Consider the following 21,722-nt stretch of genomic DNA (forward strand, 5'->3'; position numbering starts at 1 on the left):
TCAGCATGGCCTGAGGAATGGTCATTTGTTTTCTTGCCCGCTCTTTCTGAAACTCGTGAGATGAAAAAGGAGGAAGAGATGACACACAGCATTATCACCTCACGGAGGCGGTTGATCAAGGGGGGGCTTGCTGCCGCGGCAGTGCTCGCCAGCCCAACAGTTCTGCGCGCACAGGGTCAACGCGAGTTGTCGATGCTCACCTGGGCCGGCCATGCCGACCCCGACGTGATCGGCGCATTTGAAGAAGAGCACAATGTTCGCATCCGCGCCAAAGAGTATGTCGGCGGTGACCAGATGCTGGCACAAATTGCACAGTCTCCAGCGGGAACTTACGACGTGGTCCTGGCGGATGCGGAATATGTAGTGCAATTGCAGCAGGCGGGTTTCATCGAGCCGCTGGCCGCCGAGGACTACCCGTTTGATGACTTCTTTCCGGAGTTCCAGAATTTCCGCGGCCACTGGTTCGACGGCGAACCCTATGCGGTTTTCCTACGGTTCGGTTTCCTTGGGCTTTCCCACAACCGCGCCGCGATGAGCGAAGCGGAAGCCCGCAGCTACCGCAGTATGTGGGACAGCCAACATGAGGGTCGGATCGGCCATTTCGACTGGCATTTGCCCAACCTTGGCGCGTTGAGCCTTCTAAATGGCAACGCGTCGCCGTTTGACCTCGACGAACAACACTGGACGGAACTGACCGATACGATGATGTCGCTCCGGCCGCAGGTGCGCGGGTTCTATGATTACGGCGGCATGTTGTCCGCGCTGCGCTCAGGTGAGGTTGCCGCGATCCCCGGAATCGGCGACTGGATCACCGGTGTGCTGGCCCGCGATGGCGCCGATGTCACTACGACCATCCCCGAAGAAGGCGGCCTGCAATGGACCGAGTCGCTGTCGATTGGCGCAGGCTCCAAAAATCAGGATCTGGCCCGGACCTTTATCCAGTACATGATGTCTCCGGAAGGTCAGGTGAAAACCGCCACGCTCAAGGCCTATCCGGCCATGATTCCCACAAAGGCGGGTTGGGCTCGGTTGAACGATGAACAACCGGGCGAGGCACAGCGCCAGAACATGGTGTTGAACGGGCCGAACGCGCTGGATGAAATCCGCGCCGGGCGTATCCGTTTGCGGGAACTTCCGGTGCAGCAATCGCTGGAAACCTGGAACGACGCCTGGACGCGCTACAAAAACGCCTGATGCAGGTCTGGCCCCTGCTTTGTAGCGGGGGCCGCAGCCCTATCGGAGATACCGACATGACTTTCCCTGCTATCCCGGCCCGTAATTCGGGGCGCCGGTACCAATCCCTGTTCCAGCGCGCTTGGCAGGCCCTGTGGGTGTTGCCGCTGCCCGTCTGGCTACTTTTGTTTTTTGCAGTGCCGCTCGGCTTGCTGGTGGCGATTTCCTTCTGGTCGGTGGTGAATTACCGGCTGACACCGGACGCAACGCTGTCGGCATGGCGCTATGTTCTAGGTCTGGATTTCCTCTGGGCCAGCTTCTGGCGCAGCTACGGGCTGTCGCTGTCCAGCGCGGTCGCGATTTCGCTGTTGGCCTTTCCAGCATCCTACGCGATGGCCTTTGTAGCCACTCCGCGCCAGCGACTGATCCTCTTGGGATTTGCGATTGCACCGTTTTTTACCAGCTATCTTGTCCGTATCTATTCCTGGCAGGTGTTCCTTGCCGAAGGCGGCGTGATCTCTTCCATTGTTCAGGCGTTTGGCGGTAATGGGGAAAGCCTTCTCAACACCTATTTCGCGTTGTTTATCGGCCACGCGACGCTGGCCTTGCCGGTCGTTCTCATCCTGCAAACCATCGCGCTTGCCAATGTTGACAGGACCGAAATCTCTGCTGCGGCCAACCTTGGTGCGCGTCCGGGCGCGATCCTGTTCCGCGTCATTCTGCCGGCTGCCCGGCCCGGTCTGACACTGGGGCTGCTGTTTGCCTTTCTGCTGTCATATGCAGAGTTCGTCAGCGCAGCCTACCTGGGCGGCGGCACTTTTCAGACACTGCCGATCCTCGTGACGGACCTTGTCCGAGCCGGTCAGCAATGGCCACGCGCTGCTGTTGTATCGCTGCTGATGATCGCCAGCCTGCTGGTCACCGCCTTCGTAACCGTCCTCTGGGCGTACCGCGAGAAAGGATAAGATATGCCCCCGCATTTAAAACATTCCTTGCCAAAAGCCTTCTGGATCGCCGGGCTCGCAGTGGTCTTCCTGCTGCTCTACGCGCCGATCCTTTCAGCGGTCCTGTTCTCCTTCAGCGCCGACCGCTTCCCGAGCCTTAATATGTCTGGGTTCAGTACCGAATGGTATACGCAAGTCCTAACAGACCGCGCCATGTTGGAGGCCCTTTGGAACAGTCTTACGGTTGCCGGGCTCACCGCGTTGATCGCCACGGCACTAGGCTTTGCCGCAGCTTATGCGGACTACCGCTTCAGGTTCTTTGGCCAGAAGGCCGTGTTGGCCCTGGCTTTGCTGCCGCCGACGGTACCGCTGGTCATCCTCGGGCTGGCCATGCTGGCCTTTTTCTCTCGTATCGGTATCGCAGGCACGTTGATGGCCGTGGTCGCCGCCCATGTCGTGATTGCCGCACCCTTTGCAATGGCGATATGCCGGTTGCGGTTGGCACAGCTGGATGAGACGCTTGAGATTGCAGCACAAAACCTCGGCGCGCAGCCGTATTCCGCGCTCATCCGCATCGTGCTGCCGCATACGCTGCCTGCCATTCTTGCCGCCTTCCTCATCACGTTTGCCGTCTCGTTCGACGAATACGTGATCTCATGGTTCACAGGCGGGTTGAACCAGACCATTCCGGTTGCGGTTCTCAACACGCTTCAGGGTCAAGTCGACCCGACCATCCACGTTATCGGCACAATGAGTTTTTCCGTGACGCTGACACTGGTTCTGATCGCCCTTGCCGTGGTCCTGAGCCAAAGCGGCGGCGCCATGTCCAAGGAGGAGACACAATGACCAACGCGCATCTGAAATTGGACGGGCTTGCCAAGTCCTACGGCCGCTTCGTCGCCGTCGAAGAGTTTTCGCTTGATATATCCGAGGGGGAGTTCATTGCAATCATGGGTCCGTCAGGCTGTGGCAAAACCACGACCCTGCGCATGCTTGCCGGGCTTGAAACCGCAAACCGCGGCCAGATCACGCTTGCGGGTACTCGGATCGACCAGTTGCCCGTGTGGGAGCGTGAAACACCTCTGGTCTGGCAGAGTCTGGCGCTGTTTCCTTTCATGACCGTGCGTGAGAACGTCGAATTCGGACTGAAGATGCGCGGGGTTTCCCGGGCAGAACGCCGACGTCGCGCCGATGACTGGCTGGAGCGGCTGGGCATTTCCAGCTATGCGGATCGCAATGTCGCGCGTCTTTCAGGTGGTCAGCGCCAGCGCGTCGCCCTGGCCCGCAGCCTTGTGCTGGAGCCCAAGGTGCTGCTCCTGGACGAACCGCTCTCGGCCCTTGACGCCCATATGGCGATCAAGATGCAGGGCGAGTTGAAAAAGCTGCAACGCGAGCTTGGCATCACCTTTGTCTATGTCACCCACAGCCATTCCGAGGCCTTCTCGCTTGCTGACCGCGTGGTCATCATGAACGCCGGTCGGGTTGAACAAATCGGAAGCCCGCAGGATATCTTCTTACGCCCCCGCAGTAAGTTTGTCGCACAATTCGTCGGCGGGATCAGCCTGCTGGAAGGCCGTGTGTCAGACAAAGAGGATGGCAAACGCTTTCTCGACACACCGGACGGCAAAGTCCGGCTTGCCCACGGCGCCGGGCTGGCTAAAGGCGCCACGGCGGATCTGGCCGTTCGGGCGGACAGGATCTCCGTTACGGTTGAACCGGGCTGGGGCGAAAACGAAATCGCCTGCACTCTGATCTCAGAGGAATTTGCCGGGGCTGTCGTCAATTTGCACCTTGAAACCGCGTCGGGTCACAGCCTTGTGGCGCAACTTCAGCAGCGGGATCTGGAGCAGTTGGACGCAAGCATCGGGGCGCGGGTCTATGCGTCTTGGCACCCCGACGACGGTTTTCTGTTGGAAAGTACGCGACAATCGGGATCGAGCCCCAGGGTGAGGGCTGCATGAGGTTGGTTCTCGACGATAACCTGGGCGCTCTGCACCGGACAGGATCGCAGGCGCTCGACAGCGACCGCCGATTGCTGGCCACTGCGGCCATGGTCGAAACACTGCTGATGCAAAAGGAAACCTTGACATGATCCGCAACCCGATCCGATGGCCGAACGGCGCCCGCTGTGCCTGTGCGATTACGTTCGACGTGGATGCCGACAGCCTGATCCACATTGCCCGTCCGAACGACGGGCACCGCCGTCTTTATCCGATCAGCATGGGCCGCTATGGCCCGAATGCCGGTGTACCGCGTATTCTTGAAACCTACCGGCGGCTGGGGCTCAAGCAGTCGTTCTTCATGCCCGGCTGGGTGATGGAACAATACCCCGAGACGGTCGAGGCGATCATGGCCGGTGGGCATGAGATCGGCCACCACGGTTATCTGCACGAAGACCCCGCCGAGCAGAGCGCCGATGAACAGACCTATTGGTTTGAACGTGCGCTTGACGTTCACCGCAAGATGACTGGCAACACCCCGCGCGGCTATCGCGCCCCGGTCTACAATGTCACGCCCGAGGTGCTGTCGCTCGCCGTGAAGCATGGACTGACCTATGAAAGCTCGATGATGGCAGATGATCTGCCCTATCGGATCGACACCGCAAACGGATCTCTCTACGAATTGCCGGTGCATTGGGGCAGCGATGACTGGCCGCCTTTCGCGCATTTTGACGAGATCGGTTACAAGATGCCGGTTATGTCGCCGCGCCGCGGGTTGGAAGCGTCGTTCGACGAGTTTGAGGCACAATACGAGGCCGGAGGGCTCTGGATCGGCATCTGGCATCCGTTCCTGACCGGGCGGCTGGCTCGCTGGCGGGTGGTGGAGCAGTGGCTCGAAGATGTGCTGGCGCACCGTGACGTGTGGTTTGCGCCGCTGGAAGAGATCGCAGCCTATGTCGCAAAGCTGGAAGCCGAAGGGTCTTGGCAGCCGCACCGTGAACCGGCAGCCCCCTACGGTCATCCCGTCCTGCAGGAGAAAGAATGATGGATATCGCCTATCCGCCTTTTGATGCCGCGCGGCCCGATGGTGAAAACCCCAGCGCTCATGAAACGCTGGCGCCTGATGGCCGTCTAAGCCCGGAAAAAACCTATACGATCCCAGCCCGTCAGGGGCGGGCAATTCGCGTGCAAAAAGGAGAGCTATTGTCGGTCATTAATCGCGACGGCAGCCAGATCGGCGATTTCTGGGCCTTTGTCGAAGGTGATTGCAACGAATATCTGTCGATGGAACACTTGCGCCCCACGCTGCGTTGCATCTCGCCACACCCCGGCGATGCGCTGGTGACCAACCGGCGCCGCCCGATCCTGACTTTGGTTGAGGACACCTCGCCCGGTGTTCACGACACGCTTGTCGCGTCTTGCGATATTCACCGGTATGCCCAACTTGGGCATCAGGGATATCACGACAATTGCACTGACAATCTGCGCATGGCGCTGGCGGCAATCGGTTTGCGCCCGTCATCGGTGCCGTGCCCGCTGAACCTCTGGATGAACACGCCGGTCGTCGAAGGTGGTGCGATGGAGTGGCGGGCCCCAGTCTCTGCCGCTGGCGATCATGTGCTATTCCGTGCGGAAATGGATGCCGTGGTGGTGATTTCCTGCTGCCCGATGGATCTTTTGCCTATCAATGGCGAGGATGCGCAGCCGCGAGCGTTGGAGGTCATGCTACACCGCATTGGTGGATCAATCACTCCGCGCAAAACCGTTTGACTGGAAAGGGTATTGTCACATTAACTTTCGTCCGGTTGCTTATGCCCGCAGTTGGGCGTAGGTGACATCGATGAAGTCATCGTCTTACAAACGCCATCGGCTTCCTCCTCAGATTATCGCGCGCGCGGCGTGACTATACGTTCGCTTCAATCTGAGCCTTCGGGAAGTTGAGGCGTTGTTGCCGCGGCGCGGGATCAATGTGTATTGCGAAACTGTACAGCGTCGGGTCATCAAATTCGGGCCGGCCATAGCTCGAAACTTCCGGCAGAGGTACGGCCGTCCAGGTGATATCCGGCATCCGGATGAAGTCGCCGTGAGTATCTCAGGTCGCCAGCATTGGCTTTGGCGCGCGGTCGATTAGAGTGGCGTCGTACTGGACGAAATCCTCCAATCGAAACAGGACAGACGGGCGGCAGAGAGGTTGTTGCATCGCCTGATAAAGCAACTTGGTTTCAGTCCCAAGCGGTTCATCACGGACAAAATGCGTTCATATGGCGCCGTCAAGCGAGTGGTCGCGCGGGGTTCGGACCAGAGGTCGTGCAAAGGTCTCACCAATCGAACTGAAAACAGTCATCTCCGTTTCCTATAGCAAGAAAAGACAATGCAAAGACATCGCTCTCCAGGAGGGTTGCAAAGGTTTGTGGCTACCCATTCAGCCGTTCGGAGTTGCTTCAATGTCCCAGCTTGCCGCCGCTCAGCCTTAACAATCTGATATCACCGCCTCGAGGCCCTTGACGCCTGTAGTGCCGCTACTTGAGCCGCTTAAAACCGGACATCAGATTCCTCAGTGATCCAAGGTTGGGGAGCAGCGCAAGCCATCCATGCACTCGCAACTGACCCGAACCACCCGATGGAGGGCAAACCAAACTGGTGTTTAAAGTTTCGTATCGAACTCTACCAATGCTTGTACTTTTTGCTTTAGGTGAACAATAACTAGTCCAGTCCCAAAATCGAGCACAATACGGAGATAATACCAGCGTTCTATCGTCATTTGCGCCACATTTTTGCCTTAAAGAAGCGCCCAAATTTAATTGTTTGAATGTAAATATTTTTGACGCAGCTGCGTCTTTGGGTAACGAGATGAAGCAACGGATCGCGGTGAGCATTGCACCCGCAATCAGAATTGAAGCTTTTGAACGGGTTGATTTCAGTGAAAAGCCCCGTTGGGCCAGCTTTGGGCAAGTCCGTAAACTTGCCTCGTACCGACCCCTGAAAGCTTGTTTTGTCCATCTTGATCGCTGGATGAAAATCCAAGCCCTCGTGCATTTGATGGAGACCTCTTTTCGACCCCCTTTTGTTTTCGACGCAAGCTCTTGGGGGTAAGCAATGAAGGTAGAGTTGATCAAAAACTGGCAGGCAATTGTCAATCTGAAGACGCAATGGCACTCGGTGTACAAGTCAGACCCAGAGGCATGCTACTTCCTGTCACATGAATGGCTGTTCGGAACCAAAGAAAGCATTGGGCGCGGCGGCTTTGTCATCGGTGTTCGAGAAGCCGATGAAAGTTCCGATTTTGTCGCGTTTCTGCCTGTCCGACTGTACACCAAGAACGATAAAAACGGCTTTTACAATGAGGTGGACCTGATCGGAGCCGGAGTCTCGGATTATCACGGATTCATCTGCAATCCGGAATATGAAGAGAAAGCCATTGTAGCTTTTGCGGACATGCTGAACAGGATGAATTGGCGGCGGTTTCGACTTCGCTATACCCCGACTTCCAAACGCAGATTACAGATTTTCCTGAACGCCTTTTCCGGCGAGGTTCTTGAGCTCAAGTCTCTTGGTATGCACGATGAAAACGGTATCAACCTTGGAATTTGCCCCTACACCTTGCTCCCCGATGATTGGGATGAGTATCTAGCAAAGAACGTCAGTTCAAACACCCGCCACAAGATCAGGCGCTATTTGCGCCAAGTGGAAGGATCAGAAAGCTTTTATTTCACACACACGACTGCTGAAACGCTTGAGCGGGACATTAAAATATTGAACCGGCTATGGACCGAGCGGTGGGGAGAGAGCAAAGGCGACGAACTGCCTAACATTCAGCACACGACGCGTCGGATACTGCGTTCAGCCTTTTTTACAGACACGCTTTTCTTCCCCATTCTCTGGCAGAATGACAACCCGCTTTGCGCGCTTGGTATCTTTGTGGATCACGAGAAAAAGACCTACAATTTCCATATCGGCGGTCGTGACACCTCGTTCAAAGGCCCGCTCTCACCGGGTCTTGTTACTCATGCCTATGCCATCCGGCACGCAATTTCCCAAGGCATGCAGCAGTATGATTTCTTGCGCGGGAACGAGCCATACAAGTACTCCTTCTGCTCCGAAGAGCGACATCTCAGGTCGCTGATTATTGTAACCAAATCTGGCCGGAACATGGGGGATAAGCTGGAACGAGGCTGCCTTCGATACGTCTGGAAGAACACACTCAGGCTTTATCGAGAGGGCGATCTTGCGGCCGCTAAGCGCGGGTGTTCTCAGATTCTGAAATCGGATTCGAACCAACCCAACGTTCTTTATTTTTATGGGTACACGCTTGCCCAGCTTGGCGATCATGACATCGCGTCTCGGGCTTTCCTAAAAGCGTTGCAACGCAATCCGGAATCGCCGAAGCTTTGGCTTCGGTTGGGACGTTCCATGATCGCGCGACAAGCGCAATCAAGGGAAGCGGCACGACATGGCAACGGTGGGCTGGATTCACTATATGACGCATCGACCCTCTTGCGGCACATTGCGCGGATTCTGTCCAAGCTTAATTTGGCCGATCAGGCCGTGGCTGTTTCCGAAGCTGCAGTGAAACTTGATCCCGAAGACACTGATCTTACCGCGGCCCTTGCCAAGGCGCTGAGCGGGCGCAAAAGTCGTGCCGTGAGCAAGAGGCCAGATAAACAGTCTAACAAGAAAAGGTTATTGAACCGACGGCTAGGAAAAAACACACAGCCGTCAGTAATAAATCCAGTCAGACACAGGGGAAGCCAAGGATCGCCGCGGCTTTGATCTTTGATGACCATTGACACCCGATGGCGCGTTGATCTGTTTGCATGTAATGTGGTCCGCAGCGGACAATTGCAATCCCGTCGCTGCTCAGGTGCTATCGGGGGCGTCGATTCTGGGACAGGGAGCGTTCTGTAATACATCGAAAACCAAACCGCCGATCCCACCGACGCCAGCCAGTAGTTGTTCAGACTTCCGGGTCGGCACTTTTACAGAAACAGACGGCGGCCGCTTGTGCGACCCTAGCGGATAACCAGCCCCTGTGTCGGTCTTTACCATCGGCTTGCTTGGTTAGCCTTCCGAGCTTTTGGGCAACTGATTGGAATGGATTGTGGGCCGACGGGTCGTTTCAACTAAGTGTGCCCACTTAGGACTACGCTGCCTCTTTCGGCTCTGGTTCCTGTGGTTTCCGGACAAATTTTTAGCCGTTGGTACAAAACACCATGGAGGCGTATTCCTCTTGGATTTTGCGATCTTTTGTAGAGCGTCAGCAATGTGCTTCTGCTCAGCAGCCTTCAGTTTGCTTTCTCTGACAAGTTTAGTGTTTGAAAACATTGGTTGAGAGACGACCAATGACATAAGTCGAAAACCTAATTTCCTAATGTTGTTTTCCATTTTTAGAACCTGAAATCTGAGTGCGAAAAAATATCGAAAAAACTGAAGCTATATTAACCGATGGAGGCAGAACATATTGCGAACACCCCAGTGAGTCCCGGTTATTGGCGTCATATTGATGCTGTAACGCAATCAAAGAAGACTGTTAGCGCCTGTTTGTTTCCATATCCTAAACAAAAAATGTTCGAGCGGTTCTACAGCTCTTGTCAGAAGAAATCAGACTGGGGCGGGCAGATGGCTTTCGTAGCCTCAGTCAACGACTGAACGATCGCCCTTCGCCCACTTTTCCCTTCTTAAATATACTTCTGAGTCTGCGCCCGAAGCGCTGATGGCAAAGGTGCTGACATGATACAACCTGCCAATCAGGATGAAACACATCCAGGCTGCATTCGGAATGCTCTGCATTTCAGGTTTTGGCCGAAATAAAGCAGAAGAACAGTTCAAACAATTTGGGCAAGCAGAGATTTTGCGCCATAGTTTGACTCAATGAGGCATGTCGGCCGTCAATCGTGGGCGTGGGCGTTATAGTGATCCAAGCTTTTTGGACTGATTGAATGATCAAGTACTATCTTCCGGTCGCAATTGGCGCGATACTAATTGCCTTTTGGGCCAGTCCTGACGTGCAGGTAATTGCAGCCGGCATTGCCATTTTTCTGTTCGGCATGCTGATGCTGGAAGACGGGTTCAAGCTGCTTGGCGGCGGCACACTGGAACGGATGCTTCAGCGTGCGACAAAATCCGTTTCGCGATCTCTTTTGTTTGGCTTCGTCTCTACTTCGCTGCTGCAATCCAGCTCATTGGTTTCAGTCATCACGATTTCATTTTTGAGTGCTGGCCTCATTTCTCTGATCGGTGGAGTAGGGATCATATTCGGGGCCAATATCGGGACGACAACGGGTGCGTGGTTGGTCGCTGGTCTGGGCTTGAAGGTGAATATCGCCAGCTATGCGATGCCGATTATCGGTCTTAGCATCATCCTTGTCTTCCAGAAGTCGAAGGTCCTGCGCGGGATTGGCTACGTTTGTGGTGGTCTGGGCTTTTTGTTCCTGGGTATTCACTACATGAAAGAGGGTTTCGACGCGTTCAAGGACCAAGTGGACCTTATCCGATTTGCCTTGCCGGGATTTTGGGGGCTTCTGGTCTATTGTCTGTTGGGTACTGTCGCGACAGTGATCATGCAGTCGAGCCACGCGACGATGGTGCTAACGCTCACTGCGCTCGCCGCCTCGCAAATAAGCTATGACAATGCACTGGCCCTGGCGATCGGGGCAAACATCGGCACCACGATTACGGCGATCATAGGCTCGATCAGTGCCAATTTTCAGGGCAAGCGCCTCGCATTGGCGCACTTGATCTTTAATACAGCCACGGCGTTGGTTGCTTTGGTTTGCATTGTTCCGCTGCGTGAGTTGGTTGACCTGATAAGTGGTGCCGTCGGCATCGGTGCCGAGGACTACACTCTGAAGTTGGCGGTGTTCCATACGATATTCAACGTACTCGGTGTCTTGCTTATGCTGCCTTTGATGCAAAGGCTCATCACCTTTCTTGAGAGAAGTATTGTCGAGCCAACCCCAGACGTCAGTCAACCGCGTTACCTGAACGATGCAGTCGACGATTTCCCGCAGACTCTTGAAATTGCGCTTCGAAAAGAAGTTTTGCACCTCTACGACAACGCAATGACGGTAATCCTCCATGGCCTGAACCTTCATCGGCAGGATGTTCTTGGCGCGAAAAGCGTTGCAGAGGTGGTTCGAAACAGCCGAACCCCGACTGACATGGATATTGAGGAAAGTTACCAGCGCAAGATCAAGACCCTCTATTCCGCAATTGTAGAGTTCTCGACGCGGGTCGGTGAAAAACGTGTCGAACCAGATGTAGCGGAACGGGTCTATGCACTGCGGGATGTTTCCGGCGAAATCGTGCAAGCCGTCAAGTCCGTCAAACACCTGCGAAAGAACGTTTTACGGTATTCGGTAAGGCCCACCGGCAGCGCGACTGACTTGTATGATGGTCTTCGCACCGAAATAGCGAGGATACTGGTCGAAATTCAGAAGCTGGAAGAGACGGACCCCGAGGAACGAAGCACTCTGTGGCTTGATCAGGAACGTGCACAAATCGAAGAAGACGCCCAGACTGCTGCGCGCCGTGTCGAAGAGTTTATTCGGAAAGGCCAGCTTACGCCTGCTGCGGCAACTTCATTCCTCAACGACTCGGACTATGCCTATAGCGCGATGCGAAAGCTGATCGAAGCTGCAAGAACCTTCTATATCGAACGAGACAACGCAATGGCCGAGGTCGAACGGCTACTGGCCTTGGAAGAAGAAGAACTTGGTGAGAGTAGATCGGAGAATGACAAGCCATCAAATGAGGCCAGTTCCGAAAAGCGTCACAGGGAAGTCGTAGAAAGCAAGTAGCATTCTGCAGGCGTGAGCGATCTGCGAGGAGTATTCAGATGGCATTAAAAAAACTTGCCGAAAAGCTGGCGGAGTACAACTCGCGCCTTGAGGCTGGCAAAGCAGAGAAAATTAAATCCAGTCATGTTCAAAAAGTGCTTAAGAAGTTGCGCAAAAAGGCAGCGGATCTTGAGGCTGAAATTGATGCAGAAAAAAACAGTGATAGAAAATCTCGGTTGGTTCGAAAACTCGGAACGGCGCAAGAGAGCGTAAAGCGGGCAGAATGGTTGTTGAGGGAGATCGATTAACAAAAGGGTCGCCGATTTAAAAATCGGTTGGACACCGGCAAAGAGCCCTCGCTCGCAGGGCGGACTATGCAAAAAACCATATACCGGTGCCCGGTGTCGCCAGACTCCATCTGCCGAGCGCTTCAGACTTCACCATCCCTTGACGCGCGTATCACAGCACCAACTTGCATGAGTTGATCAGACAGAGGGTTTGTCCGCCTCCAAACCAAGCCGATTTTTCGAGACGGCCGCGCGCGCGGGAACCGAGCAACCGACACGTCGGCAGATCGCGTCTCTAACTCAACGGCCATTTCCGGGATCAGAGTAACTCCCATGCCAGCGCCGACCATCTGAACCAGCGTTGACAGGGAACTTCCCTCCATCAATTCACTGGGTTTGTTTTCACCAAATTGGCAGAACGAGAGCGCTTGATCGCGAAAGCAGTGGCCTTCCCCCAATAATAGCAGGCGCATCGTTCGCAGTGTCTCTGGGCTTGGAACGGGCTTATCTGCATCCATCGGCATGCGGACAAGCACGAATTCCTCTTCGAAAAGGGCAAACTCTGTAAGTGCTGGTTCCGAGATCGGCAGGGCCACAACCGCAAGATCAATGCCGCCCTCTTGGATTTCCTCAATCAGGGTTGCCGTCATCGCTTCGCGAAGACGAAGGTCAAGCTTTGGAAACTTGCTTTTCAACGCGGCGATTATGGTCGGCAGAAAGTAGGGGGCGACCGTAGGTATGATTCCAAGTCGCAGGCGTCCTGCCAACGGGTCCTTCGATGCGCGGACAAGGTCTTCCAACTCGTCCACCGAAAACAGAATTTGCCGCGCCTTTTCGAGCAAATCTTCACCCAGTGGAGTGAGGCGGATGTCGCGGGGCAGTCGCTCGACCAGCGGCGCGCCGAACAGGGCTTCCAACTCCTTGATCTGAAGGGACAACGCAGGTTGCGATATAGAACAGGCTTTCGCAGCCCGACCGAAGTTTCGTTGCTTGGCCAAAGCGTCGAAGTACCAAAGCTGTTTTAAGGTCACCGCTATCATGAGCTCAGCTTATCAGAACCTTTTGAATATCCAATTGGAGTTTATTGCGAGTCGTAGTTAGAATTGTTCTAGTTGAAGACCAAACTCTGCGCTCCAAGCAAATTAACTCCAGGGAGAGAACTATGGACGGCAACAATATCGATCCTGCCGGCGGATGTCCTGTCATGCACGGTGGCAATACCGGGCTAGGTAACAGCGTCACCAAGTGGTGGCCCAAAACACTGAATCTGGACATTTTACATCAGCACGGTGCGCGCACGAACCCGATGGATCAGGGATATAACCATCGCGAAGCCGTAAAGGCGTTGGACTATGAAGGCGTCAAAGCCGACGTGGAAGCCCTTATGACAGACAGTCAGAGCTGGTGGCCAGCAGATTGGGGGCATTATGGCGGCCTGATGATCCGGCTCGCATGGCATTCCGCTGGTACATATCGAATGGGTGATGGTCGCGGCGGTGCCGGGTCGGGCAATATACGCTTCGCGCCTCTGAACTCATGGCCGGACAACGCGAGTCTTGATAAAGCGCGGCGACTGCTCTGGCCGGTAAAGAAGAAATATGGAAATGCACTCAGCTGGGCCGACCTGATTATCCTGGCTGGCAACATGGCCTATGAATCCATGGGGCTAAAAACGTTCGGCTTTGCTTTTGGCCGCGAAGACATCTGGGGCCCCGAGCAAGACGTGAACTGGGGCGTGGAAAATGAATGGCTCGCGCCGTCTGAAAACCGCTATGGCGATCTGGACGATACGTCGACACTGTACAATCCGCTGGCCGCAGTTCACATGGGTCTGATCTATGTGAACCCCGAGGGTGTCAACGGCAACCCTGATCCAGCCCGTACCGCCCTGCATGTGCGTGAAACTTTTGGTCGCATGGCGATGAACGATGAGGAAACCGCAGCGCTAACTTGCGGCGGTCACACCGTTGGCAAAGCGCATGGTGGAGGTGATCACGCCCATATCGGCGCAGAACCTGAAGGTTGCCCCGTTCATGCCCAAGGGTTCGGCTGGGACAACCCCGGAATGGAGGGGAAAGCGACAAACGCCTTCACTTCAGGGATCGAAGGTGCTTGGACCAAGCACCCGACCCAATGGGACATGGGCTATTTCGACTATCTGTTTGACTACGAATGGGAGTTGACCAAATCGCCCGCCGGAGCCAACCAGTGGAAGCCGGTCGACATGCCCGAAGACGAAATGCCGATCGATCCGACAGACCCCTCTGTTCGCCGGATGCCGATGATGACCGATGCCGACATGGCGATGAAGGTTGATCCAATCTACAACGAGATCTGCCAGAAGTTTCGCGCTGATCCAGAGTATTTCGCAGACGCATTTGGTCGTGCCTGGTTCAAGTTGACCCACCGCGACATGGGACCTAAGGCGAACTACTACGGTCCGGATGTTCCGGCGGAGGATCTGATTTGGCAAGATCCAATCCCGGCTGGCTCTACATCCTACGACACGGATGCCGTGAAGGCCAAGATCGAAGCGAGCGGTCTTTCGGCGGCGGACATGATCGCGACGGCTTGGGACAGCGCCCGGACTTTCCGTGGGTCTGACAAGCGTGGTGGCGCAAATGGCGCCCGCATCAGGCTGGTACCTCAGAAAGACTGGGTGGCCAATGAGCCCGAGCGCCTCGCAAAAGTTCTGGATGTTCTGGAGCCGATCGCGGCCGAGACTGGTGCATCGGTGGCCGATGTCATCGTGCTCGCCGGCAACGTGGGTCTTGAACAGGCAATCAAGGCGGCTGGTCATGATGTAGAAGTCCCTTTCTCGCCAGGACGCGGTGACGCGTCTGATGAGCAGACAGACGCCGAAAGCTTTGATGTGCTTGAGCCGCTCGCCTGCGGGTTCCGTAACTGGCAGAAAGAAAAATACGCAGTTGCACCTGAAGAGCTGTTGCTTGACAAGGCTCAGCTCCTTGGGCTCACAGCCGCTGAAATGACTGTATTGATTGGTGGCATGCGTATGCTGGGGGTAAACCATGGCGGCTCCAAGCACGGTGTGCTCACCGACCGCGAAGGCCAGTTGACCAACGACTTTTTCGTCAACCTGACGGACATGAGCTATAGCTGGCATCCGGTTGACGATGGCACTTATGAGATACGTGACCGTGCAACCGGAGCCGTGAAATGGACGGCAACCAGTACGGACCTTGTCTTTGGTTCAAACTCGATCCTCCGAGCGTATGCCGAGGTGTATGCCCAAGACGACAACGCCGAAAAATTCGTACGCGACTTCGTGGCGGCGTGGACCAAGGTGATGAACGCTGATCGCTTCGACTTAGTGCATTGAGCCAGCGAAACGTTCGGGCAGCGTTGCTGCCCGAATGACTTGGTAGACTAAGAAGAAAGCTACGTAGCTTGCGGAAATAAAGCTCATTTTTGCAAGGCTGAGGTTCAATTTCATTGAGATTTATGACCGGGCCAAGCATGTGAGAGGTGGTCCTGCAATTTGGGCCAGATTTTTGTCCGATTAAGCTATAGCGTGGGTTTCATGTCAGGCGGCGGCTTTCCAGGGTCTGGTTTGCCCTACTGGAAATGTTATTTGTAACAAAAACAAGAACGATCTAAGAAACATCTGATTTCAGCATCTGGCACGCCGACGGGCGCAGCTTTGTGAGAATGGAACTTGACCGACATGATTGACCTGAGTGGCCTGACGCCCCTGCGCGAAAGCCGCAATTACAAGATTTTTCAACACCCTGAGATCGAAGGGGCGTTGCTGAAGGTCCGGGTGGACGAGTCTATTCGCAAACACGCGGTGCCCCGTTATGCAGAGTGGCGCTATGGCAATCTGCGGCAGTGGAACCGTGAGGCGAACGAGTATCTAGCCGCGTTACACCGCGGGTGCCCTGAAATCGAGCGGTTGGCGCGGTTTATGGGATATGCGCCAACCTCATCTGGTCCGGCCCTTGTAGTAGAAAAGCTGACTGGCCCGGATGGAAAGCTTGCCACGACGTTGCATGCTGAAAAACTCGCTGTTCGGAAAGATAAGGCGGCGACTCAACGCCTGCGTGACGAGTTTTTGGAACTGATGGATGACCTCGAACGGGGCCAGATTGTCGTTGGTGACATGGGTTTTGAAAATATCGTGCGCGCGCAGGAGCGGGGCGGAAAGCTGGTCGTGATCGACGGGCTTGGGGAACGTGTGATGTTCCCACTTGCATTGTTCAGCAAGTGGGCTTTTCACAAGTCAATCGCGCGTCGCAGGGCGCGCATGTCCAGAGCGTTCCAGCTTTAGGCTAATTTGCAAAAGCCTAACGAAAGCAAGCCGATTGTGAATTTTTTTCCGGTCTGCTCAGCCCGTATCATTGCAAACTTGCGTTGGTTCGCAAGCTTTCAGTGACCTTAATCGTCAGTGGCCACACTGTTGCCGACTTGGTAGTCTTGACCGTGAGAAATTTGTTCTAGTGACCAGTAAAAACTGTTGTGGAAACAGTAATTTGAGAGTTGGTGTTGATGCGCCTTTGCTGTCAGCCATATCTGCGGCTCACAAAGCTGAGCGCATCGCTGTCATGACGGCATGATGCAGCGACCCGGCCGAGGATCGCGGGCCGTAGATGCTGTAGCTCTCGGATGTCCGACACAGGACAAAACAGCCGATATGGTGGATTGCGCACCGCGCTGCGCTGTCGTCGGTGATTTTACGCAGGTCGAGCTGGCAAAGAAGCTCCAGAACCGATGGGATACCGGTGCCGGTCAGATCAAACCGAGTCCAGCCGTCTGTCTGCTCGGTGACTGAGGCGGCATCACCCAAGGCTTTCTTGGCTTGATCAGCAAGGTCTTCGTGCGTGTCAAACGAAGCCTCAAGCATCCACTGATCGACCCCGGCCCAGAACGCACAAATCGACGCCCCGGCCCAACGGCCAACCTCTGGCGCTGGCGCATCAATTAACTTTGCCAAGGCTTTGGCAGACTTGCCTTCTTTTCCCATTCGTGACGCGACCGAGGCAAGGGCCACGCCCGGTACCTCGGTGCATGTGACACTGCCGATGGTGTCGACGCGCGGCTCGGTTCCGCCAAGGGCGGTTATCGCAACAAGATCATGCACGCAGACGCTCTCCTTCAGGATCGACGAAATGGGCCGAGACGAGTTCCACCTCAACCGTCAGATCAGTTAGCGGCGAGACGAGGCGCATCTTTTCGCCCAGCCGCTCGGCTCCGTTCTTCACAAGGCCCAAACCGATATTGCTGTTGAGGATTGGCGAATAGACTGCCGAGGTGACATAGCCCTGATCATTGGCCGCATCAACGGGGCCATCTGCATTCATCAGATGCCCGCCCGCAGTAATCTTGTCCTCGGGCTGCACAGGCTTGATCCCCACCAGCCTCAGCACATCCGGTTCGACCAGAGCCTCACGTTCGGACAAGACCGAGCCGATGCTGTCCTTTTTCTTTGAAACCATCTTGCCCAGCCCAAGGTTCAGCGCCGTGGTGGTGCCATTCAGCTCATTCCCGGCCGCATGCCCTTTTTCCACGCGCATTACGCCCAATGCCTCTGTGCCGTACGGCACGACGTTGAACTCTTCGCCTTCGGCCATCAGACGACGCATCAAGGCGTCTCCATAGCGCGACGGCACGGCGATCTCATAGGCCAACTCACCCGAGAACGAGATACGGAACAGCCGCGCCCGTAGGCCACCGCAAACCGTAATGTTGCCGCAGGCCATAAACGGGAATGCCTCGTTTGAAAGATCAAACTCAGGGTCCACGATTTTTTGCAGCAGCTTGCGCGCGTTGGGTCCGGCGACGGCGAATTGCGCCCACGCTTCGGTGGTTGATATCAACTGCACATCCATGTCCGGATACAGGCATTGGCGTACAAATTCCATGTGGCGATAAACGCTTACGGCGTTGGCCGTGGTTGTGGTGACGACGAAGTGATCCTCGGCCATGCGCGCGGCAGTGCCGTCATCCATCACCATGCCGTCCTCGCGCAGCATCAGGCCATAGCGGGTTTTGCCCACAGGCAGCTTGGCAAAGCCGTTGGCATAGATGCGGTTCAGGAACTCGGCCGCGTCGGTGCCCTGCACGTCGATCTTGCCCAGCGTCGTGCAATCGCAAACCCCAACCGAAGCCCGGGTTTCGCGCACCTCGCGATCGACCGACTGTCGCCAATGAGTTTCGCCGGGCAGGGGGAACCACTGCGCCCGCAGCCAATTGCCAGCCTCGACAAACACGGCACCGCGTTCCTTGGCCCAATAATGCGACGGCGTCAGGCGGGTGGGGTGGAACTCTTGCCCTTTCATCCGACCGGCAAATGTGGCAATCGGAATCGGAGTATAGGGCGGACGGAAAATAGTAGTACCCACTTCGGGGATCGACTTTCCCGCGACCTCGGCCATGATTGCCAGACCAGTGATGTTCGATGTTTTGCCCTGATCCGTTGCCATGCCCAGCGTAGTATAGCGTTTCAGGTGCTCGACCGAGCGGAAACCCTCTTGGTAGCTCAGCTTCACATCCTTGACGGTCACGTCGTTCTGTTGATCTACCCAGGCGCGTTTGCACCCTTCAACGTACCAGAAAGGTTTTTGTTTGACAGGAGCATCCTCGGCCTCTGGCAGATCGGGCAGGGCACCTTTGCGTTCCAGTGCCTCGGCTGCACCTTCGGCGCCGGATTTCAGCGCGCCATATGTTGTCATTACCCCGTTTGCCGCGCCAGCGACCGAAAGGCCGACTGGAAGGTCGGCGCCGGGTACAAAAGCTGCGAGGTCGTCGTTCCAGACCGGGCGTCCGCGTTGGTGGCAGGTCAGGTGGACGTTTGGGTTCCATCCTCCGGACACGCCCAGCGCGCCGCAATCCAGTGTGCGGGACGAGCCGTCGGACAAGGTCACCTCAACAAAGGTCAGCCCCAAGCGCCCCTTGGTATCAGTAACCTGCGCGCCTTTGAGAACCTCGTAGTCATAGCTGCCGGGCGCGTCTTCACGCACATCCACAACAGCGGCGATCTTAACGCCCTTGGTGTGCAAGTCAGCAGCAGTGCGGTGCCCGTCGTCATTGTTGGTGAATATTGCCACACGCTGCGATGGCGTGGCTGCAAACCGATTGGCATAGGTCCGCATCGCGCTTGCCATCATGATGCCGGGCCGGTCGTTATTCTCAAATGCAATCGGGCGTTCCGTTGCCCCCGCACAGAGCAAAGCTTTTTGGGTGTAGATGCGCCACAGGATTTGCCGCGGTTTACCATCGGGCAGGGTGGGCAGATGATCCCCGGTTCGCTCAACCGCGCCATAGATCCCGTGATCAAACGCGCCAATCACCGTGGTGCGCGGCATCAGCCGGACGTTTGGCATGGAAGACAGCTCGGCCACGACCTGTGCGGCCCAGTCTGGGGCGCTGTGATCACCAACCGCGAAGCTTTCGCTGTTCAGACGCCCACCAAGGGCAAAGTCCTCATCCGCCAGAATGACATCTGCCCCAGCGCGCCCGGCGGTCAGAGCCGCCATAAGACCGGCAGGTCCCGCACCAATGATCAGCAGATCGCAATGACGGAACCCTTTGTCGTACTCGTCTGGGTCATCCTCCATCGAAAGTGATCCAAGGCCAGCCGCGCGACGGATCATCGGCTCGTACAGTTTTTCCCAAAACGCAGCGGGCCACATGAAGGTCTTGTAGTAGAAGCCCGCCGAAAGGAAGTTCGAAAACAGATCGTTCACCGCTAAGGCGTCGAACTTCAGGCTGGGCCAGCGGTTCTGTGACCGCGCCTCTAGCCCGTCGAACATTTCGATCGTCGTGGCACGGGTATTCGGCTCCTTCCGGGCACCGGTGCGGAGTTCGACCATGCCATTGGGTTCTTCGGAGCCTGCGGTCAGCAAACCCCTTGGGCGGTGGTATTTGAAGGACCGCCCGATCAGCCTCACGTCGTTGGCCAGCAGGGCCGAGGCTAGCGTATCGCCGGGATGCGCGGTGTAGCTGCGATTGTCGAACCGAAAAGTCAGAGAGGTGTTGCGGTCGATCTGACCACCACCAAGCCTGTTGCTCTGCGTCATTTGGATCGCCCCCGTGCGCGGGCCACATCGCGGGCCAGTTCCACCTTTGAAATCTCATGCGTCAGCGTGTTGCGCGTGACAACCAGCCAGGATCGATCACCGGCCTCATGATACCAAAGCTCCTGATGCTCACCGGCAGGGTTGTCACGCAGATAGCCGTATTCATAGAACGCCTCAGACGCGTTTTCGGCCTGCCAATCGGGACGGTCAATCAGGGATGCGTCGCCCAGATAGGTAAACTCCGATGCGTCCCGCGGACCCAAAAGGGGATGGTTGATTATCATTATTCTGTTCCCCTCAGTGCAGGTTGGGCTGATTGCCCACACCTTTTTCGTCGATCGTCCTCCCGGTGCGAAAACGATCAAGGCGATAGGCCGTTGCAACCGGGTGCGGCTCATCCCGCGCCAGCAAGTGCGCGAAGCAATGGCCCGAAGCTGGGGTCGCCTTGAACCCGCCGTAACACCAGCCGCCGTTGAAGTAGAGCCCCTCGACCGGGGTGCGGTCGATTATGGGCGAGCCATCCATCGACATGTCCATCACGCCGCCCCACATTCGTAGCAAGCGGGCGCGGCCGATCATAGGCATCAGCGCCATGCCGCCTTCGCAGACATCTTCGACCACCGGCAGGTTCCCACGCTGTGCATAGGTGTTATAGCCGTCAATATCGCCGCCAAAAACCAGCCCGCCCTTGTCGGACTGACTGACATAGAAATGGCCCGCGCCATAGGTGATGACACTGGGCAGAACCGGCTTTAGACCTTCGGAGACAAAGGCTTGAAGTACATGGCTTTCGATGGGCAATCGCATTCCGGCCATACTCATCACGCGCCCTGAGCTTCCAGCGACTGCGCAGCCGACCTTGTTGGCGCCGATAAAGCCTTTGGTGGTCTCAACGCCAAGGCATTTGCCGCTCTCGATCCGCAAACCCGTCACTTCACAGTTTTGGATGATGTCGACGCCGTACATATCCGCAGAACGCGCAAACCCCCAGGCCACCGCGTCATGTCGGGCAGTACCAGCGCGCCGCTGAACCAATCCGCCTTTGATCGGAAATCGAGCGTCGTCGAAATTCAGATAAGGGTGCTCGTTACGGACTTGGTCAGCATCCAAAAGCTCAGCATCGGCACCGTTCAGGATCATCGCATTGCCGCGACGGATATAGGCGTCGCGCTGACCGTCGGTGTGGAAAAGGTTGATGATCCCGCGCTGGCTCATCATCGCGTTGTAGTTCAGGTCCTGCTCAAGGCCTTCCCACAGTTTCATTGAGAACTCATAGAACGGTTCATTGCCGTCCAGCATGTAGTTTGAGCGGACAATCGTCGTGTTCCGCCCGACATTGCCGCCACCAATCCAGCCCTTTTCAACCACGGCCACATTTCGTTGACCGTACACCTTGGAAAGGTAGTGCGCCGTCGCCAAGCCGTGCCCGCCGCCGCCAATGACAACAATGTCGTAATGCGGTTTGGGTTCGGGCTCACGCCAGACCGGTTTCCAACCTTTGTGGCCGGTAAGCGCCTCTTTGATGACTCGGAAGCCGGAATATCGCATGAATCGGACCTTTTTCGAC

At 56.1% G+C, this 21,722-nt stretch carries 18 protein-coding genes and 1 pseudogene; 13 read left to right on the forward strand and 6 right to left on the reverse strand.

Annotated features, from left to right (window positions below; genetic code table 11):
- The first annotated feature begins 78 nt into the window (after window positions 1-78).
- The 8 genes and pseudogenes from AVO44_RS07905 (at window position 79) to AVO44_RS21800 (ending at window position 6,539) form a co-directional block, all read left to right on the forward strand.
- Window positions 79-1,194 (forward strand): polyamine ABC transporter substrate-binding protein, encoded by a 1,116-nt coding sequence (locus AVO44_RS07905; RefSeq protein WP_205626533.1) that lies wholly within the window; start codon window positions 79-81, stop codon window positions 1,192-1,194.
- A gap of 56 nt (window positions 1,195-1,250) precedes the next feature.
- Window positions 1,251-2,138: an ABC transporter permease gene (locus tag AVO44_RS07910; RefSeq protein WP_068335324.1), complete on the forward strand. Its 888-nt coding sequence runs from the start codon at window positions 1,251-1,253 to the stop codon at window positions 2,136-2,138.
- Between the two features lie 3 nt (window positions 2,139-2,141).
- Window positions 2,142-2,963: an ABC transporter permease gene (locus AVO44_RS07915; protein ID WP_068335007.1), complete on the forward strand. Its 822-nt coding sequence runs from the start codon at window positions 2,142-2,144 to the stop codon at window positions 2,961-2,963.
- Window positions 2,960-4,078: an ABC transporter ATP-binding protein gene (locus AVO44_RS07920; protein WP_068335010.1), complete on the forward strand. Its 1,119-nt coding sequence runs from the start codon at window positions 2,960-2,962 to the stop codon at window positions 4,076-4,078. The genes AVO44_RS07915 and AVO44_RS07920 overlap by 4 nt, the downstream gene beginning before the upstream one ends.
- Window positions 4,075-4,209, forward strand: coding sequence for a hypothetical protein (locus tag AVO44_RS21705; protein WP_267885764.1), 135 nt, complete (start codon window positions 4,075-4,077; stop codon window positions 4,207-4,209). Before AVO44_RS07920 ends, AVO44_RS21705 begins: the two co-directional genes overlap by 4 nt.
- Window positions 4,206-5,102: a polysaccharide deacetylase family protein gene (locus AVO44_RS07925; protein WP_068335012.1), complete on the forward strand. Its 897-nt coding sequence runs from the start codon at window positions 4,206-4,208 to the stop codon at window positions 5,100-5,102. Before AVO44_RS21705 ends, AVO44_RS07925 begins: the two co-directional genes overlap by 4 nt.
- On the forward strand, window positions 5,102-5,827 hold the full coding sequence (locus tag AVO44_RS07930; RefSeq protein ID WP_068335020.1) for a DUF1989 domain-containing protein: 726 nt from the start codon (window positions 5,102-5,104) through the stop codon (window positions 5,825-5,827). Before AVO44_RS07925 ends, AVO44_RS07930 begins: the two co-directional genes overlap by 1 nt.
- Window positions 5,828-5,897: 70 nt before the next feature.
- Window positions 5,898-6,539: pseudogene (locus AVO44_RS21800) on the forward strand (IS6 family transposase).
- 275 nt (window positions 6,540-6,814) lie between these two features.
- Here AVO44_RS21800 and AVO44_RS07935 read toward each other — a convergent pair.
- Window positions 6,815-7,057 carry a hypothetical protein gene (locus AVO44_RS07935; RefSeq protein ID WP_169794843.1) on the reverse strand — a complete coding sequence of 81 codons (243 nt, stop codon included), beginning with the start codon at window positions 7,055-7,057 and terminating at the stop codon, window positions 6,815-6,817.
- 96 nt (window positions 7,058-7,153) lie between these two features.
- Between AVO44_RS07935 and AVO44_RS07940 the strand changes: the two genes are divergently transcribed.
- From AVO44_RS07940 to AVO44_RS07950, 3 genes are all read left to right on the forward strand, one after another.
- Window positions 7,154-8,827: a GNAT family N-acetyltransferase gene (locus AVO44_RS07940; protein ID WP_068335027.1), complete on the forward strand. Its 1,674-nt coding sequence runs from the start codon at window positions 7,154-7,156 to the stop codon at window positions 8,825-8,827.
- A gap of 1,166 nt (window positions 8,828-9,993) precedes the next feature.
- The gene (locus tag AVO44_RS07945; RefSeq protein WP_082677427.1) at window positions 9,994-11,853 is read left to right on the forward strand and encodes a Na/Pi cotransporter family protein; all 1,860 of its coding nucleotides are present in this window, start codon (window positions 9,994-9,996) and stop codon (window positions 11,851-11,853) included.
- 38 nt (window positions 11,854-11,891) lie between these two features.
- Entirely contained in the window at window positions 11,892-12,140 is a 249-nt protein-coding gene (locus AVO44_RS07950) for a hypothetical protein (protein WP_068335030.1), read from the forward strand.
- A gap of 122 nt (window positions 12,141-12,262) precedes the next feature.
- Here the strand turns inward: AVO44_RS07950 and AVO44_RS07955 are convergent, their stop codons facing one another.
- The gene (locus AVO44_RS07955) at window positions 12,263-13,159 is read right to left on the reverse strand and encodes a hydrogen peroxide-inducible genes activator (protein ID WP_068335033.1); all 897 of its coding nucleotides are present in this window, start codon (window positions 13,157-13,159) and stop codon (window positions 12,263-12,265) included.
- Window positions 13,160-13,281: 122 nt separating this feature from the next.
- Between AVO44_RS07955 and katG the strand changes: the two genes are divergently transcribed.
- Together katG and AVO44_RS07965 are read left to right on the forward strand one after the other, a co-directional pair.
- Window positions 13,282-15,459, forward strand: a complete 2,178-nt coding sequence (gene katG / locus AVO44_RS07960) for a catalase/peroxidase HPI (RefSeq protein ID WP_068335036.1) — start codon at window positions 13,282-13,284, stop codon at window positions 15,457-15,459.
- A gap of 345 nt (window positions 15,460-15,804) precedes the next feature.
- The gene (locus AVO44_RS07965) at window positions 15,805-16,407 is read left to right on the forward strand and encodes a YrbL family protein (protein ID WP_068335039.1); all 603 of its coding nucleotides are present in this window, start codon (window positions 15,805-15,807) and stop codon (window positions 16,405-16,407) included.
- 249 nt (window positions 16,408-16,656) lie between these two features.
- On the opposite strand, the gene AVO44_RS07970 is transcribed toward AVO44_RS07965, so the two are convergent.
- From AVO44_RS07970 to AVO44_RS07985, 4 genes are read right to left on the reverse strand one after another with little or no spacing between them, the layout of a single operon-like run.
- Window positions 16,657-17,217: a sarcosine oxidase subunit gamma gene (locus tag AVO44_RS07970; protein WP_068335042.1), complete on the reverse strand. Its 561-nt coding sequence runs from the start codon at window positions 17,215-17,217 to the stop codon at window positions 16,657-16,659.
- Complete coding sequence (locus AVO44_RS07975) at window positions 17,210-20,155, reverse strand: sarcosine oxidase subunit alpha family protein (RefSeq protein ID WP_068335045.1); 2,946 nt, start codon at window positions 20,153-20,155, stop codon at window positions 17,210-17,212. The genes AVO44_RS07970 and AVO44_RS07975 overlap by 8 nt, the downstream gene beginning before the upstream one ends.
- Window positions 20,152-20,439, reverse strand: a complete 288-nt coding sequence (locus AVO44_RS07980; protein ID WP_068335048.1) for a sarcosine oxidase subunit delta — start codon at window positions 20,437-20,439, stop codon at window positions 20,152-20,154. The genes AVO44_RS07975 and AVO44_RS07980 overlap by 4 nt, the downstream gene beginning before the upstream one ends.
- A gap of 13 nt (window positions 20,440-20,452) precedes the next feature.
- Window positions 20,453-21,703, reverse strand: coding sequence for a sarcosine oxidase subunit beta family protein (locus AVO44_RS07985; RefSeq protein WP_068335051.1), 1,251 nt, complete (start codon window positions 21,701-21,703; stop codon window positions 20,453-20,455).
- Between the last annotated feature and the right edge of the window lie 19 nt (window positions 21,704-21,722).

It is taken from the genome of Ruegeria profundi (assembly GCF_001507545.1).
GTDB lineage: Bacteria > Pseudomonadota > Alphaproteobacteria > Rhodobacterales > Rhodobacteraceae > Ruegeria > Ruegeria profundi.

Bases quoted from the DNA above. Each gene is read 5' to 3' on its own strand.
- AVO44_RS07905 (WP_205626533.1), top strand. From the start codon at position 79: ATGACACACAGCATTATCACCTCACGGAGGCGGTTGATCAAGGGGGGG.
- AVO44_RS07910 (WP_068335324.1), top strand. From the start codon at position 1,251: ATGACTTTCCCTGCTATCCCGGCCCGTAATTCGGGGCGCCGGTACCAA.
- AVO44_RS07915 (WP_068335007.1), top strand. From the start codon at position 2,142: ATGCCCCCGCATTTAAAACATTCCTTGCCAAAAGCCTTCTGGATCGCC.
- AVO44_RS07920 (WP_068335010.1), top strand. From the start codon at position 2,960: ATGACCAACGCGCATCTGAAATTGGACGGGCTTGCCAAGTCCTACGGC.
- AVO44_RS21705 (WP_267885764.1), top strand. From the start codon at position 4,075: ATGAGGTTGGTTCTCGACGATAACCTGGGCGCTCTGCACCGGACAGGA.
- AVO44_RS07925 (WP_068335012.1), top strand. From the start codon at position 4,206: ATGATCCGCAACCCGATCCGATGGCCGAACGGCGCCCGCTGTGCCTGT.
- AVO44_RS07930 (WP_068335020.1), top strand. From the start codon at position 5,102: ATGGATATCGCCTATCCGCCTTTTGATGCCGCGCGGCCCGATGGTGAA.
- AVO44_RS07935 (WP_169794843.1), bottom strand. From the start codon at position 7,057: ATGGACAAAACAAGCTTTCAGGGGTCGGTACGAGGCAAGTTTACGGAC.
- AVO44_RS07940 (WP_068335027.1), top strand. From the start codon at position 7,154: ATGAAGGTAGAGTTGATCAAAAACTGGCAGGCAATTGTCAATCTGAAG.
- AVO44_RS07945 (WP_082677427.1), top strand. From the start codon at position 9,994: ATGATCAAGTACTATCTTCCGGTCGCAATTGGCGCGATACTAATTGCC.
- AVO44_RS07950 (WP_068335030.1), top strand. From the start codon at position 11,892: ATGGCATTAAAAAAACTTGCCGAAAAGCTGGCGGAGTACAACTCGCGC.
- AVO44_RS07955 (WP_068335033.1), bottom strand. From the start codon at position 13,159: ATGATAGCGGTGACCTTAAAACAGCTTTGGTACTTCGACGCTTTGGCC.
- katG (WP_068335036.1), top strand. From the start codon at position 13,282: ATGGACGGCAACAATATCGATCCTGCCGGCGGATGTCCTGTCATGCAC.
- AVO44_RS07965 (WP_068335039.1), top strand. From the start codon at position 15,805: ATGATTGACCTGAGTGGCCTGACGCCCCTGCGCGAAAGCCGCAATTAC.
- AVO44_RS07975 (WP_068335045.1), bottom strand. From the start codon at position 20,155: ATGACGCAGAGCAACAGGCTTGGTGGTGGTCAGATCGACCGCAACACC.
- AVO44_RS07980 (WP_068335048.1), bottom strand. From the start codon at position 20,439: ATGATAATCAACCATCCCCTTTTGGGTCCGCGGGACGCATCGGAGTTT.
- AVO44_RS07985 (WP_068335051.1), bottom strand. From the start codon at position 21,703: ATGCGATATTCCGGCTTCCGAGTCATCAAAGAGGCGCTTACCGGCCAC.